This is a genomic window from Janthinobacterium sp. BJB304 (genome assembly GCF_002735765.1).
Classification (GTDB): Bacteria; Pseudomonadota; Gammaproteobacteria; order Burkholderiales; family Burkholderiaceae_D; genus Janthinobacterium.
This window is the reverse complement of sequence record NZ_PDZN01000023.1, coordinates 13,122-27,175: the sequence shown is the minus strand read 5'-3', so window position 1 is coordinate 27,175 and position 14,054 is coordinate 13,122. Positions and strand designations below refer to the sequence as shown.

The 14,054-nt window shown below is 62.1% G+C and carries 15 protein-coding genes; 11 read left to right on the top strand and 4 right to left on the bottom strand.

Features of this window, described 5'->3' with window-relative positions; all coding sequences use genetic code 11:
- Positions 1 to 90: 90 nt before the first annotated feature.
- From CSQ95_RS23360 to CSQ95_RS23350, 3 genes are read right to left on the bottom strand one after another with little or no spacing between them, the layout of a single operon-like run.
- Entirely contained in the window at positions 91 to 1,038 is a 948-nt protein-coding gene (locus CSQ95_RS23360) for a FecR domain-containing protein (protein WP_099411250.1), read from the bottom strand.
- On the bottom strand, positions 1,031 to 1,588 hold the full coding sequence (locus tag CSQ95_RS23355; protein WP_070221741.1) for an RNA polymerase sigma factor: 558 nt from the start codon (positions 1,586 to 1,588) through the stop codon (positions 1,031 to 1,033). The genes CSQ95_RS23360 and CSQ95_RS23355 overlap by 8 nt, the downstream gene beginning before the upstream one ends.
- Positions 1,589 to 1,590: 2 nt before the next feature.
- The gene (locus CSQ95_RS23350) at positions 1,591 to 2,253 is read right to left on the bottom strand and encodes a secretin and TonB N-terminal domain-containing protein (RefSeq protein ID WP_180279143.1); all 663 of its coding nucleotides are present in this window, start codon (positions 2,251 to 2,253) and stop codon (positions 1,591 to 1,593) included.
- 259 nt (positions 2,254 to 2,512) lie between these two features.
- Here CSQ95_RS23350 and CSQ95_RS23345 point away from each other — a divergent pair, with 259 nt between their 5' ends.
- The 6 genes from CSQ95_RS23345 to CSQ95_RS29880 all read left to right on the top strand — a co-directional run bounded on the left by CSQ95_RS23345 (position 2,513) and on the right by CSQ95_RS29880 (position 7,357).
- Complete coding sequence (locus CSQ95_RS23345) at positions 2,513 to 2,878, top strand: hypothetical protein (RefSeq protein ID WP_070221740.1); 366 nt, start codon at positions 2,513 to 2,515, stop codon at positions 2,876 to 2,878.
- Between the two features lie 94 nt (positions 2,879 to 2,972).
- Complete coding sequence (locus CSQ95_RS23340; protein ID WP_099411248.1) at positions 2,973 to 5,321, top strand: Tex family protein; 2,349 nt, start codon at positions 2,973 to 2,975, stop codon at positions 5,319 to 5,321.
- Between the two features lie 4 nt (positions 5,322 to 5,325).
- Positions 5,326 to 5,796: a GNAT family N-acetyltransferase gene (locus tag CSQ95_RS23335; protein ID WP_099411247.1), complete on the top strand. Its 471-nt coding sequence runs from the start codon at positions 5,326 to 5,328 to the stop codon at positions 5,794 to 5,796.
- Between the two features lie 105 nt (positions 5,797 to 5,901).
- Entirely contained in the window at positions 5,902 to 6,213 is a 312-nt protein-coding gene (gene grxD, locus CSQ95_RS23330; RefSeq protein WP_034753766.1) for a Grx4 family monothiol glutaredoxin, read from the top strand.
- Positions 6,206 to 6,805, top strand: coding sequence for a UbiX family flavin prenyltransferase (locus CSQ95_RS23325; RefSeq protein WP_099411246.1), 600 nt, complete (start codon positions 6,206 to 6,208; stop codon positions 6,803 to 6,805). Before grxD ends, CSQ95_RS23325 begins: the two co-directional genes overlap by 8 nt.
- A gap of 216 nt (positions 6,806 to 7,021) precedes the next feature.
- Entirely contained in the window at positions 7,022 to 7,357 is a 336-nt protein-coding gene (locus CSQ95_RS29880; RefSeq protein WP_162995524.1) for a hypothetical protein, read from the top strand.
- Positions 7,358 to 7,419: 62 nt separating this feature from the next.
- Here the strand turns inward: CSQ95_RS29880 and CSQ95_RS23315 are convergent, their stop codons facing one another.
- A complete protein-coding gene (locus CSQ95_RS23315) occupies positions 7,420 to 7,827 on the bottom strand; it encodes a hypothetical protein (RefSeq protein ID WP_034753756.1) in 408 nt (135 codons plus the stop codon).
- A 690-nt stretch (positions 7,828 to 8,517) separates the two neighbouring features.
- Between CSQ95_RS23315 and CSQ95_RS23310 the strand changes: the two genes are divergently transcribed.
- The 5 genes from CSQ95_RS23310 (at position 8,518) to CSQ95_RS23290 (ending at position 14,045) form a co-directional block, all read left to right on the top strand.
- Entirely contained in the window at positions 8,518 to 8,946 is a 429-nt protein-coding gene (locus CSQ95_RS23310) for a MerR family DNA-binding transcriptional regulator (protein WP_099411245.1), read from the top strand.
- Between the two features lie 126 nt (positions 8,947 to 9,072).
- Complete coding sequence (locus CSQ95_RS23305; protein WP_070260712.1) at positions 9,073 to 10,257, top strand: isovaleryl-CoA dehydrogenase; 1,185 nt, start codon at positions 9,073 to 9,075, stop codon at positions 10,255 to 10,257.
- A 53-nt stretch (positions 10,258 to 10,310) separates the two neighbouring features.
- Positions 10,311 to 12,110, top strand: coding sequence for a bifunctional isocitrate dehydrogenase kinase/phosphatase (gene aceK / locus CSQ95_RS23300; protein ID WP_099411244.1), 1,800 nt, complete (start codon positions 10,311 to 10,313; stop codon positions 12,108 to 12,110).
- Positions 12,107 to 13,303: an acetyl-CoA C-acyltransferase gene (locus tag CSQ95_RS23295; protein WP_099411243.1), complete on the top strand. Its 1,197-nt coding sequence runs from the start codon at positions 12,107 to 12,109 to the stop codon at positions 13,301 to 13,303. Before aceK ends, CSQ95_RS23295 begins: the two co-directional genes overlap by 4 nt.
- Before the next feature lie 73 nt (positions 13,304 to 13,376).
- Complete coding sequence (locus CSQ95_RS23290) at positions 13,377 to 14,045, top strand: SDR family oxidoreductase (RefSeq protein ID WP_099411242.1); 669 nt, start codon at positions 13,377 to 13,379, stop codon at positions 14,043 to 14,045.
- Positions 14,046 to 14,054: the final 9 nt, after the last annotated feature.

Below are 14,054 nucleotides of genomic sequence, written 5' to 3'. Positions count from 1 at the left end.
GACAGGGAACAAGGTCCGGGACTGCAAAAGGTCATCAAAATGTCATAATTGGGACGGCCCGCCAAAGCGATGCGGCCCGTACGAACATCGCTAGCCGAACAGCACGATGCCGCCCGGCAGCCGCGTCACGCGCGCGCCATACGCATCCTGGATCAGGGCGATCACGTCATCGAGGCGGTCGAGCGAAAAGCTCGCTTGCACGCGCGTCTGTTTCAAGGCGTCGCCATTGAGGATCAGCTTGCCGGGACGGTAGCGGTTCACCTCGTCCACCACCTCGGCCAGGGTGCTTTGTTTAAAAACCAGCAGCCGGTGGCGCCACGCGCTGACGTCGCTCTTGGCCACCGCGCGGGCAATGCCGAAATGCTCGGGCCGGTAGCGCAGCTGCTGGCCCGCCGCCAGCTCCGCATCGTTGCCGGCCTGCGCCACGCGCAAGCGGCCCGCCAGGCACGTCACGCACACTTCCTGGCCGAACAGGCGGATATTAAAGCGCGCGCTGCCGGCCGACACACTGCCGTCGCCCGCCTGCACGCGCACCCGCGCCGCACCGCGCAGGCCGGCCTGGAATTCCGCCTCGCCCGCCAGCAGCACCAGCGATGCGGCGCCGTCCTGCACGGACGCCGCGTCGAGGCGCGTCTGCGTATTCATCTGCACCAGCACACCGCCATCGAGCGCCACTTCGCGCTGCTCGCCCGTGCCCGTGGCGTAGTCGGCGGCAAGACCCGCGACGGCCGGCCACAGGTCCGTCGGCGGGCGCAGCGCCAGCAAGCCCAGCGAGGCCGCCACGCCGGCGCCCAGCCAGGCGCGCCGCGCCGTATTCACCGGCGCCTGTGCCCGCTTGACGGCGCGCGCGGCCGGCGCCATGGCGCCCCACACGGCGCGCGCCTCGGCAAACGCCGTCGCATGCCTGCGGCTGCGCGCGCACCAGTGGCGAAACACTTGCGCATCGCGTTCGCTGACCTGGCCCGAGGCCAGGCGCACGACCCATGCCTGCGCTTCCTTCTGGATGACACCCATGTCGTCTTCCGCTTGTTCAATCATGATGTTTAGACGTTTTTCCCGCGCCGGGACCGAAGCGCTGGATGAAATCGCGTCCCATGCGCTCGCAGCAATGTTCGAGGCCGGCGCGCAATTCCTTCTCCACCGTGCGGGCGGAAATGCCGAAGCGCTCGGCGATGTCGCGGTGCGGCAACTGATCGACGCGGGCGGCGATGACGATGGCGCGCCGGCGTTTCGGCAACTCCTGCAAGGCCCGTTCCAGTTCTTCCAGTTCGGCGCGCGCGCTGAAGGTGCGGGCCGGGTCGGCCAGCTCGTCGGCCATCTCGTACAAGTCGTCGATATCGGGAAGGCTGAGCAGGCGCGCATTGTCGCGGCGTTGATCTTCCGCAATGTTGATGGCGATGCGCATCAGATACGCGGACGGATAGCTGATCGCTTCGGGCGCGGTCATCTTTTCCACTCTTAAATATGTTTCATGCAGCGCGTCGTTGGCCAGGTCTTCCGAGCCCAGGCGGCGCTGCAGGTGGCGGCGAAACTGTCCATAGCGTTCCAGGAACAGCTTGCGCAAGGTGGCTTTCAGCAAGTCCGACATGCTCAAGTCGCTCCGGCCGGCAGGTAGGGCGCGCAATCGGCCCCTGGGTCGGGCCGCGGCGTCAGCAGGATCGTCAGCGGCTGCGGCAAGCCCGCCGGCGGCGCGCCATCCATCAGCAGGCTGCGTAGGCGCTGCAACACGGCGCGGTCGCGCTGTTCCACGCCGCTCGCTTCGAGCACGTGGACGGCGCGCACCTTGCCCCGCTCGTCGAGCCACAACTGGAAGGCCAGGCGGTAGCGGCCGAAAGCGTCCGGATGCAAACGGCACAGGGCGCGCGTGAGCGAACGCTGCAGGATGACCGCATAGCCCTGCAGCGGTGGCGCGGCAGGAGCGGCCTGGGCCGGCAAGGGCGCCGGCGCTGCCGGGGCGTCGGCCAGCGCCAGCAAGGTAAACGCATTGCTGCCGCTGAAGCGCGCGCCCAGCTGCGTGCCGGCCAGCAGGCGCTGCAGCGCTTCGGCCGGCGTGTAGTCGCCGCGCACGGGCGCTGCCACTCTGCCGGCCGCCAGCTGGCTGCTGACGAGCACGGAATACCCGGTCACTTCGCCAAACGCCACCAGGGCCGCGTCGAGCGGCTGGGCGGGCAAGTCGAAGCGCAGGGTAGAGTGCGCGCTGGCATCAGCGCCATCCGCACCGGCAGCGGGCCGCGCGAATGTCATCAATGTCATCAATGTCATCAGCAAGCAGGCGGACAGGGCATTGCCCCTTGCGGCGCGGCGGTGGCTTAGTGTCATTTTCCAGGGGAATCAACGAAAAATCCTGCTCATGAAGTGTCTTGACTGCAATGTTGTCTGCAGAATGGCAGGATGGTAGCTTCATAAAATGACAACTGCATGACATGGCGCCAGCCCGCATCCCGCTCTGTGTCATCGCCGCGACACATGACCTTGCTATGCTGGACGCTTATTTACCGCTCCGGGAGCCGCCATGGCACGCCTGTTATCACTGTTGCTGTTGATCTGCGCCGCCCTGCCCGCGCAGGCGGACGAGCACACCGTCGTCGTGACGGCCGCCGCGCCGCCAAAGGGCTGCGTGGAAGTGGAAGCGAACGGCCAGCGCGCGCCATCGATATCTTGCTTGAATGAAAAATTATTGCCGAATAGCAACACCATGAACCGGCCGCCGCCCGCCCTGTCCGGCGCCGAAGCGATCATGCAGCGTCCGTCGAACCAGCTGGGGCTGTACAACCGCGCCGCCCTCGAACACCGCATGGGCAATGCCTTTGGCAAGTCCGTCACGCCGCAGAGGCCGCCGGCTCCCGCGCCCGCCAGCCCGCTGCTGCCGGCCCGTTGAAGCGCTTGTCAACGCACAGTCCATTTGCGCTGTCAAGATTGCGCAATCGCGCCGATTGCGTATCATTCCAGGCTTGATCGCTCTGGAAACAACCATGCTGCCCACTATCGAACAACGCCTTGCCCTTGAACTTGCCGCCAAACCGGTGCAAGTTGCCGCCGCCATCGAACTGCTCGACGAAGGCGCCACCGTGCCCTTCATCGCCCGTTACCGCAAGGAAGCGACCGGTGGCCTCGACGATATCCAGCTGCGCCTGCTCGAAGAGCGCTTGCGCTACCTGCGCGAGCTGGAAGAGCGGCGCGCCGCCATCGTGGCCTCGATCACGGAACAGAACAAAATGACGCCCGAGCTGCTCGACGCCGTCATGCACGCGGAAGACAAGACGCGCCTGGAAGACCTGTATCTGCCATACAAGCAGAAGCGCCGCACGAAGGCGCAGATCGCCATCGAAGCGGGCCTGATGCCGCTGGCCGACGGCTTGCTGGAGAACCCGGAACTGACGCCGGAAATGGAAGCGGGCAAGTTCCTGCGCGACGCGTTTACGAGTGCCGACGGCAACAACCCAGGCGTAGCCGACACCAAGGCGGCCCTCGACGGCGCGCGCCAGATTTTGATGGAGCGCTTCGCCGAAGACGCGACCCTGCTGCAAACCTTGCGCGAATACGTGCAGGAACACGGCATCGTCGAGTCGAAAGTGGTGGACGGCAAGCAGGACGAAGGCGAAAAATTCGCCGATTATTTCGATTACTCGGAAACCATTTCCACCGTGCCATCGCACCGCGCGCTGGCGCTGCTGCGCGGCCGCCGCGAAGGCATCCTCGACGTCACCCTGCGCCTGGACACGGAAGCGGAAAAACCGAAATGGGATGCGCCGCACAACCCGTGCGAAGGCCGCATCGCCGCCCGCTTCGGCATCAAGCAGCAAGGCCGCCCGGCCGACAAATGGCTGGCGGACACGGCGCGCTGGACCTGGCGCGTGAAAAGCTTCATGCACCTGGAAACGGAACTGATGGGCGCGCTGCGCGAACGCTCGGAACTCGACGCGATCAACGTCTTCGCCACCAATCTGAAAGCGCTGCTGCTGGCCGCGCCGGCCGGCCAGCGCGCCACCATGGGCCTCGACCCTGGCCTGCGCACGGGCGTCAAGGTCGCCGTGGTCGATGCCACTGGCAAAGTGGTCGACACGGCCGTGATCTATCCGCACCAGCCGAAGAACGACTGGGACGGCTCCCTGCACACGCTGGGCCGTCTTGCCGCCAAGCACAATGTGTCCTTGATTTCAATCGGCAACGGCACCGCCTCGCGCGAGACCGATAAACTGGCGCAGGATTTGATCAAGCAGCACCCGGAAGCGAAGATGACGAAGATCGTCGTCTCGGAAGCGGGCGCGTCGGTGTATTCGGCGTCCGAATTCGCCTCGAAGGAATTGCCGGACATGGACGTGTCCCTGCGCGGCGCCGTCTCGATCGCGCGCCGCTTGCAAGACCCGCTGGCCGAGCTGGTCAAGATTGACCCGAAATCGATCGGCGTGGGCCAGTACCAGCATGACGTGAGTCAAAGCCAGCTGGCTCGCTCGCTCGATGCCGTGGTGGAAGATTGCGTGAATGCCGTGGGCGTGGACGTGAACACGGCGTCGGCTCCCCTGCTGGCGCGCGTGTCCGGCCTGTCGGCCAGCGTGGCGCAAAGCATCGTCACCTACCGCGACATGAAGGGCGCGTTCACCTCGCGCGCGGCCTTGAAGGCCGTGCCGCGTCTGGGCGATAAAACCTACGAGCAGGCGGCGGGCTTCCTGCGCGTGATGGGCGGCGAGAACCCGCTGGACGCCTCGGCCGTCCACCCGGAATCGTATCCGCTGGTGGAAAAGATTCTGGCCGACATCAAGAAGGATATCAAGGCCGTCATCGGCGAGACCGCCTTGCTGAAAACCCTCAGCCCGGCAAAGTACGCGGATGAAACCTTCGGCGTGCCGACCATTAGCGATATTCTGAAGGAACTGGAAAAGCCGGGCCGCGACCCGCGTCCGGAATTTACCACCGCCACCTTCAAGGAAGGCGTGGAAGAAATCCGCGACTTGCGCCCGGACATGATTCTCGAAGGCGTGGTCACCAACGTGGCCGCCTTTGGCGCCTTCGTCGATATCGGCGTGCACCAGGATGGCCTCGTGCACATCTCGGCCCTGTCGAACACGTTTGTGAAAGACCCGCACACGGTGGTGAAAGCAGGCCAGGTCGTGCGCGTGAAAGTGCTGGAAGTCGACGAGAAGCGCAAGCGCATCGCGCTGACCATGCGCCTGACAGACAGCGCGCCGCAAGCGGGCAGCAAACCCGAGCAGCGTGGCGACCGCAATGACCGCCGCAGCATGGCGCAGCACCAGTCGCAGTCGCGCAACGCACCGGAGCCGGCCGGCAGCATGGCCGCCGCCTTCGCCAAGCTGCGCGGCTAAGCCCATGGCCGCCGGGCGTGACCTCGTCATCCTGGCGGTGGACGCCGCCGGCCCGGATGCGCAATTGCTGCTCGATGCATTGTCAGAGGCATTGCTGCGCATCAATGGCGACAGCGGCCGCTCTTCCTTCGATGTCGAAGCGGCAACGCCACGCGGCGGCTTTTACCTGGCCCGCGATGCCAGCGGCGCCCTGCTCGGCTGCGCCGCCCTGCGCCCGCTGGGCGAAGCGGACAGCGCCATAGGCGAACTCAAGCGCATGTATGCGCATCCCGGCAGCACAGGCGTGGGCGCGGCCCTGCTGGCCCACGTGGAGGCGCAGGCGCGCCGGCATGGCTACCAGGCTCTGCACCTGTCCACCCGCGTGGTAAATAGCCGCGCCGTGGCGTTTTATGCCAGGCACGGCTATGTGCCGGTCCTTGCCTGGGGCAAATACGTGGGCGCGGCACAATCGACCTGCCTGGGCAAGACCTTATAAGCGTCAACGTGGCTGACTTGCCCGATTTATGACTTGAGCGCATACCCGTGCCGTCGTTTTCTTATAAAATGACGGCATCTATTTATTTACCCATCAGAGGCAGCTATGAGCGACGTACAAACCTGGATCAAAGAAACCGTGACGAACACGCCAGTCGTGCTGTTCATGAAGGGCACGGCCCAGTTCCCGCAGTGCGGCTTTTCCGGCCGCGCCATCCAGATCCTGAAAGCGTGCGGCGTGGAAAACATCGCTACAGTCAACGTGCTGGATGACCCGGAAGTTCGCCAGGGCATCAAAGATTACTCGAACTGGCCGACCATTCCGCAGCTGTATGTCAAAGGCGAGTTCATCGGTGGTTCCGATATCATGAATGAAATGTTTGAATCGGGCGAATTGAAGTCCCTGCTGGATGCCTAATCAGCAGCAGCGGCCGCGCCGTGTCGTCGTGGCCATCACGGGCGCCACCGGCGCCGTGTATGGCTTGCGGCTGCTGCAATTGCTCGGCGCCATCCCCGGCGTCGAAACGCATCTGGTCCTGTCCGATGCCGCTGTTTTGACCCTGCACCAGGAAACGGGCGTGGGGCGCAAGGAAATCGAAGCGCAGGCGCACGTCGTGCACAAGCTGCGCGACATCGGCGCGTCGATCGCCAGCGGCTCGTTTCAATCCGATGGCATGGTCGTCGCGCCGTGCTCGATGAAGACCCTGGCGGCCGTGGCGCACGGCTTGTCGGATAATCTGATCACGCGGGCCGCCGATGTGGTGCTCAAGGAGCGCCGCCGTCTGATCCTGATGGTGCGCGAAACGCCGTTCAACCTGGCGCACCTGCGCAATATGACGGCCGTGACCGAAATGGGCGGCATCATCTTCCCGCCCTTACCGAGCTTTTATCACCACCCGCACAGCATCGCGGAGATGGTCGACCATACGGTGGCGAGGGTCATCGACCTGCTCGGCATCGAGCACGCCCTGGCACCGCGGTGGAATGGCCTTAAAGCGTCAGAAACCTGACATCACCAACGCAATCAACTTATAGGCGGGGAAACCCCTGCCAAGTCACGATGCCTGACAAAAGCGTAGCGAGCGGCAGTGAGGCTCGGCGCCCCCTTGTGGCCAAAAAGCGCAACCGTACTTTAGTACGGGGGCGCCGAGCCGGTGAGCATCGCAGACTACCTATGCCGACGCGCAGCAGCTTTGGTCAGGCATCCTTCATCGCTTGTCGAACTGATGAGCACTGGCCTGCTTCAAATCCCTGGCTTCTTCAACCATCCTGCGGTGGGCGATCCGTTTGCGCATCACTTCCGCATGTTGCGCGGCAGTCATGGGGGGCACGGTCATCAAGTCCTTCAGCTGCGCGGTATTGCTGTAGTTACTTTTCATAAGACGGCTCAAATGCTCGGCTCCGTAGTGGATGAACTGGCTGCTTCTGATGTGATTATGCGCTGGTATTGGCCGCTGCGCCGCTGCGTACGGGATTATTGTCAAATAATTCCGCTGCAGCGCAACATGCGAGGTCTTATTGTGCGGCAAAATCATGTCTCCAGTATGACCTTGCGCAAATAAAAGGACAGGGGGAGCGCCGCCAGCGTAAAGCGGACGGCGCCGGCCGGGGAGGGCCTGGATGCTTACTTTTGGTAGTTGACTCTCACCAGCATGCGAATAAATTCTCGCGCGATTTGACGATGATGTTCATCTAATCTTTGCAAATCGGCAATTAATTTCACATCGGCGGACTCAAAGCGCGATAAAGCGCTGCCCGCTTCGCCATTCGGCGTGGCGCTTTCCGGGCCGCCAAAACGCAACCATTCCGCGGGAACGCCCAACCATTGGGCAATCATACGCAATTTTTCTTGCGTGGGAATTGCTTCACCTACTAACCATTTCCTAGCTGCATGCACAGTAATCGGGCGTCCATCGAAACGGATGTTGAATTCCCGGGCCAGTCTGGTCGGGCTGTCTGGAGAGTAATGGGCGTTTTTGAGAGCCAACTGAAGTCGCTGGCTGAAGCTTTCGCGTTCGTTAGAAGAATTCATAGGTGTACTATTTCATGTTGTAACATGAAAGTCAGTTTCTTGAATGACCATACAGATTGTTACATTTGAAAAGAGTATCAATTAACAATTAACACTCCGGCCGGGCTTTTCAGGTCAAAAAGTGGGCCGAATTTTCTCTTGCGATTCTGCGTGGCTTCGGGTCAAATTCGCGGCTAGCCTTGATTTTCGCACTGCAGCACGATTCAAAGCCTCGGTTTGGCATTACAACGTACGGTATCGGATAATGCCCTCCTCTGCCGATACACGCAATGCCCATGTCATACAATTTCTTGTAGACAAAGTTTTCAGAAGGGCCATTTTGTTTCCAATATGGAAACGACATGAACAACGTGTTCATAGTGAAACGTTGTTTTTTGATCGTGCCTATTGGAAAGAATCTGCACCTAAAAAATTTTACTGCCATCGCAGCGAAAAGAATGTCGCCGTTATGCCAGGAAAGCTCTTTTTGGTGTCATCTTGGCCACCAACTCTCGATCTTAAGCGCGTTTGTGCAAGAAGAATCAATTTATTTTCAGTAATTGTTATCTGATTCGCCAAACTCTCCTGCCCACGCCGCCTTTTTTCTTTGTTGCAGCACGGGCAGGGCACGCTACAATAGTATTGACGTTGACGTAAACGGCACTTTGCCACCACCTGCCTCGCCGCACCCCATCTGACGACCGACCACCCATGCAACCGACACCGCCCGCACCCACGACGACCTATACCATTACCGAACTGGCGCGGGAATTCGACATCACGGCGCGCGCCATCCGCTTCTATGAAGACCAGGGCTTGCTCAGTCCGAAACGCGAAGGCGCAGGCGGCCGCAGCCGCGTCTACACGCCGCGCGACCGCACCCGCCTGAAGCTGACCCTGCGCGGCAAGCGCCTGGGCCTGGCCTTGTCGGAAATCAAGAGCCTGGTCGACATGTACGAGTCGCCGAAGGACACGCGCGCGCAGATGGACCGCTTCCTGGGCGTGCTGGCGCAGCACCGGCAGACCCTGGAGCAGCAGCGCATCGATATCGAAATGGCGCTGGCGGAAATCAGCGCGCATGAAGACGCGTGCGCGCGCATGCTGGCGGACTTGAACCTTGATAAGGCGCAAACAAGCTAGCAAGGCAAGCGGCGCACACCTGCCGCGCGCGCCACTTTACGTTTACGTAAACGTCACAACTGAGTATCATAGCTTCACTGACCCGGCACCCATGACCGCCACACTTATAACGACGACGAGGACGACATGCTCCATCTCCCAGGCTTGACCTTTGACCACGGCGACGACATCGCCTCCCTGCGCGAAGCGATCCAACAATTTGCCGCCGCGGAAATCGCGCCGCGCGCGGCCGAGATCGACCGCACCGACCAGTTCCCCATGGACCTGTGGCGCAAGATGGGCGACATGGGCTTGCTCGGCATCACCGTCAGCGAAGAATACGGCGGCGCCGGCATGGGCTACCTGGCGCACATCATCGCCATGGAAGAGATCTCGCGCGCCTCGGCTTCCGTCGGCCTGTCCTACGGCGCCCACTCGAACCTGTGCGTGAACCAGATCAAGCGCAACGGCACGGCCGAGCAAAAAGCCAAGTACCTGCCGAAACTGATCACGGGCGAACACATCGGCGCCCTGGCCATGTCGGAACCGAACGCGGGCTCGGACGTCGTCAGCATGAAGCTGCGCGCCGACTTCAAGGGCGACCGCTGGGTCTTGAACGGCACCAAGATGTGGATCACCAACGGCCCCGATGCGGACGTGCTGGTGGTGTACGCAAAGAACGACCTGGAAGCGGGTCCGCGCGGCATGACGGCTTTCCTGATCGAAAAGAATTTCAAGGGCTTTTCCATCGCGCAAAAGCTCGACAAGCTGGGCATGCGCGGCTCGCACACGGGCGAACTGGTATTCCAGGATTGCGAAGTACCGGCCGAAAACGTGCTCGGCGGCCTGGGCAAGGGCGTCAACGTGCTGATGTCGGGCCTCGATTTCGAGCGCACCGTGCTATCCGGCGGCCCGCTGGGCATCATGCAGGCCTGCATGGACCTGGTCGTGCCCTATGTGCATGACCGCAAGCAATTCGGCCAGCCCATCGGTGAATTCCAGTTGATGCAAGGTAAGCTGGCCGATATGTATTCGACCATGATGGCGTGCAAGGCCTATGTGTACGCCGTGGGCCAGGCTTGCGACCGCGCCACCACGCCGGAAGCCGTGCGCCAGTTGCGCAAGGATGCGGCCGGTGCCATTCTGTATAGTGCGGAAAAGGCGACCTGGATGGCGGGCGAAGCGATCCAGGCGCTGGGCGGCAACGGCTACATCAACGAGTATCCGGCCGGCCGCCTGTGGCGCGATGCCAAGCTGTACGAAATCGGCGCCGGGACCAGCGAAATCCGCCGCATGCTGATAGGCCGCGAACTGTTTGCGGAAACCAAGTAAGCACGGGCGCGCGGCGATCGACTGGGTGAGGAGCCATTCATGCGAGCACAGATATGACGCACATTGCCTTCCCCAAATTGCTCTCTTCCCAGATTGCATTCGATATCGCGCGCACCATCCGCGACGGCTTCGACAAGCATTACCGCCTGTTCCGCGCAACGAGCCAGCAAGCCAAGCGGTATTTCGAGCAAGGCGCCTGGAGCGCGGCACAGACGGCGGCCCGCGAACGCATCGACTTCTATGACAAGCGCGTGCAGGAATGCGTGCAGATGCTTGAAGATGAGTACGAAGAGTCGGAGTTGAGCGACGAAGTGTGGCGAGAACTCAAGCTGCACTACATCGGCATGCTGACGGAACACAAGCAGCCGGAACTGGCGGAAACCTTCTTCAATTCCGTCTGCTGCAACATCCTGCACCGCACGTATTTCAATAACGACTATATTTTCGTGCGCCCCGTCGTTTCCACGGAATACATCGAAACGCAAGACCCCGCACCCACCTACCGCGTGTATTACCCGGGCCAGGATGGCTTGCGCGACACCCTGACGCGCATGGTGAAGAACTTCCAGCTGGACTGCGCATTTGCCAACCTGGAGCGCGACGTGGCTCAGGTGGAAGCGCGGCTGCAGCAGCTGTTCGGCAGCGACCGGCTGGAGCCGAACCACCAGCTCCAGGTCCTGACCAGTTTGTTCTACCGCAACAAGGGCGCCTACCTGGTCGGCAAGGCCATCAACGGCAACCGCGAATACCCGTTCGTCGTACCCATCCTGCACAACCGCCACGGCAAGCTGGTGCTCGACACGGTGCTGTTCGAGCAGCAGCAGATCGCCGTGCTGTTTTCGTTTACGCGCGCGTATTTCCTGGTGGATATGGAAGTGCCGTCCGCCTACGTACAATTTCTCCGAAGTTTGCTCCCGCGCAAGCCTCGCAGTGAGATTTATACGATACTGGGCTTGCAAAAGCAGGGCAAGACCTTGTTTTACCGCGACTACCTGCAGCATTTAAAACACTCGTCGGACCACTTCGAGAGCGCGCCCGGCATTCGCGGCCTGGTGATGCTGGTATTTGCCCTGCCTTCGTTTCCGTATGTCTTCAAGGTGATCAAGGATTTCTTTCCTCCTCCCAAGGAAACCACGCGCGCGCAAGTCCAGCAAAAGTATTTGCTGGTGAAACACCACGACCGCGTGGGCCGCATGGCCGACACGCTCGAGTATTCCAACGTGGCTTTTCCCCGCGCCCGCTTTGCCGCGGAACTGCTGGCCGAGCTGAAGCAGTTCGCCCCTTCGCTGATCGAAGAAGAGCACGGGCAGATCATCATCCGCCACCTGTACATCGAGCGGCGCATGGTGCCGCTGAACATGTGGCTGAGCAATGCCGAGAAGGAAGGCCGCGATGACCTGGTGGAACACGCCATCATCGAGTACGGCAACGCCATCAAGGAATTGGTGGCGGCGAATATTTTCCCTGGCGACATGCTGTATAAAAACTTTGGCGTGACCCGTCATCAGCGTGTCGTATTTTACGATTACGATGAAATCGAGTACATCACCGATTGCCAGTTCCGCGTCATCCCGCAAGCCCGCACGGAGGAGGAAGAAATGTCGGCCGAACCGTGGTATCCCATCGGCAAGCACGATGTGTTTCCCGAACAATTCGGCACCTTCCTGCTGGGCAATCCCCGTATCCGCAAGCATTTCATGCAGCACCATGCCGACCTGCTGACGGCCGCCTACTGGCAGGCGCGCAAGCAGCGCATCGAAGACGGCCATATCGAGGACGTCTTCCCGTATCCGCAGCACCTGCGTTTTTGTATGCAGTCACCTTCCCACCCCTCAACCGGAGATCCAACATGAATGATCCAGTCGTAATCGTCGGTGCCGCGCGCACCCCCATGGGCGCCTTCCAGGGCGACTTTGCCAACGTCACCGCCAGCGACCTGGGCGCCGTGGCCATCCGCGCCGCCGTCGAACGGGCCGGCGTGGCGCCGGATGCCGTTGAACACGTGTTTTTCGGTAATTGCCTGATGGCTGGCCAGGGCCAGGCGCCCGCGCGCCAGGCCTTGCGCAAGGCAGGCTTGCCCGATTCCACGGGCGCCGTGACCCTGTCGAAAATGTGCGGCTCGGCCATGCAGACGACCATGTTCGCGCACGACACTTTGCTCGCCGGCAGCGCCGACGTGGTGGTGGCGGGCGGCATGGAATCGATGACCAACGCCCCCTACCTGGTGCCGAAGGCGCGCGGCGGCTACCGCATCGGCCACGGCATGATCTATGACCACATGATGATGGATGGCCTGGAAGACGCCTACAGCCGCGACGAAAAGGGCAATGCCCGCTCGATGGGCACGTTCGCCGAAGAGTGCGCCAGTCAGTACAGCTTCACGCGCGAAGCGCAGGACGCGTTTGCCATCGAATCCGTGAAACGCGCGCAGGCGGCCACCAAGGATGGCAGTTTCGAATGGGAAATCGTGCCCGTGACCGTTTCCGGCCGCGGCGGCGACACCGTCGTCAGCATCGATGAAGGCCCGCAAAAAGCCCGCCTGGAAAAAATCCCGACCTTGAAGGCGGCATTCAAGAAGGATGGCACCATCACGGCCGCTTCGTCGTCGTCGATCAACGATGGCGCGGCAGCCCTGGTGCTGATGCGCGAGTCGACGGCGAAAAAACTCGGATGCACCGTCATCGCGAAAATCCACGGCCACGCCACGCACGCGCAGGCGCCGAACGAATTCACCACGGCCCCCATCGGCGCGGTGAAAAAACTCTACGCCAAGACGGGCTGGAACAGCAGCAATGTGGACTTGTTCGAGATCAACGAAGCGTTCGCCGCCGTGCCGATGGCCGCCATGCACGACCTCGACATTCCGCACAGCAAGATCAACATCCACGGCGGCGCGTGCGCGCTGGGCCACCCGATCGGCGCCTCGGGCGCGCGCATCATCGTCACCCTGCTGGGCGCCCTGAAGAAAACCGGCGGCAAGCGCGGCGTGGCGGCCCTGTGCATCGGCGGCGGCGAAGCGACGGCGATGGCGATCGAACTGGTATAAGCTGTTCCTGAGCACGGGCGCGCACTGCGGTTCACGGTGCGCGCCTTTCATTTTATTTTCAGGGAGAAAACATATGCCTACCGCATTGATCATCGGCGCCTCGCGCGGCATCGGCCACGAAATCGTCCGTCAATACCGCCACGATGGCTGGCGAGTGATCGCCACGGCGCGCACGCCGGACGCCTGCGAGGCCCTCAAGCAACTGGGCGCGGAAGCGCACCAGCTCGACGTGACGGATGTGGAAGGCTGTGCCGGCCTGGGCTGGAAGCTCGACGATGAAAAACTCGACGTGGCCATCCTCAACGCGGGCGTGTATGGCCCCCGCCACGACGGGTTTCCTGCGCAAGCCGATTTTGACCTCGTCATGCACACGAACGTGCTGGCGGCCATGCGGCTGCTGCCGATATTGGCGCCGCTGGTGGCTAACGCCAAGGGCAAGCTGGCCGTGCTGTCCTCGCACATGGGCTCCCTGAGCGAGCGCGGCAACCCCAGCGGTTCGCTGTACCGCGCCAGCAAGGCCGCCTTGAATTCCGTGCTGATCGACACGTCCCTCGTGCATGGCCCGCAAGGCGTCAGCTGCGTCGCTTTCCACCCGGGTTGGGTACGCACGGACATGGGCGGCGCCGGCGCTGATATTTCACCGGAAGAAAGTGCTGCCGGCATCCGCGCCACCCTGACCAGCCTGCCGGCCACGGACAAGGCCGTGTTCCGCAACTACGACGGCAAACCCATCGCCTGGTAATTCCCTGAA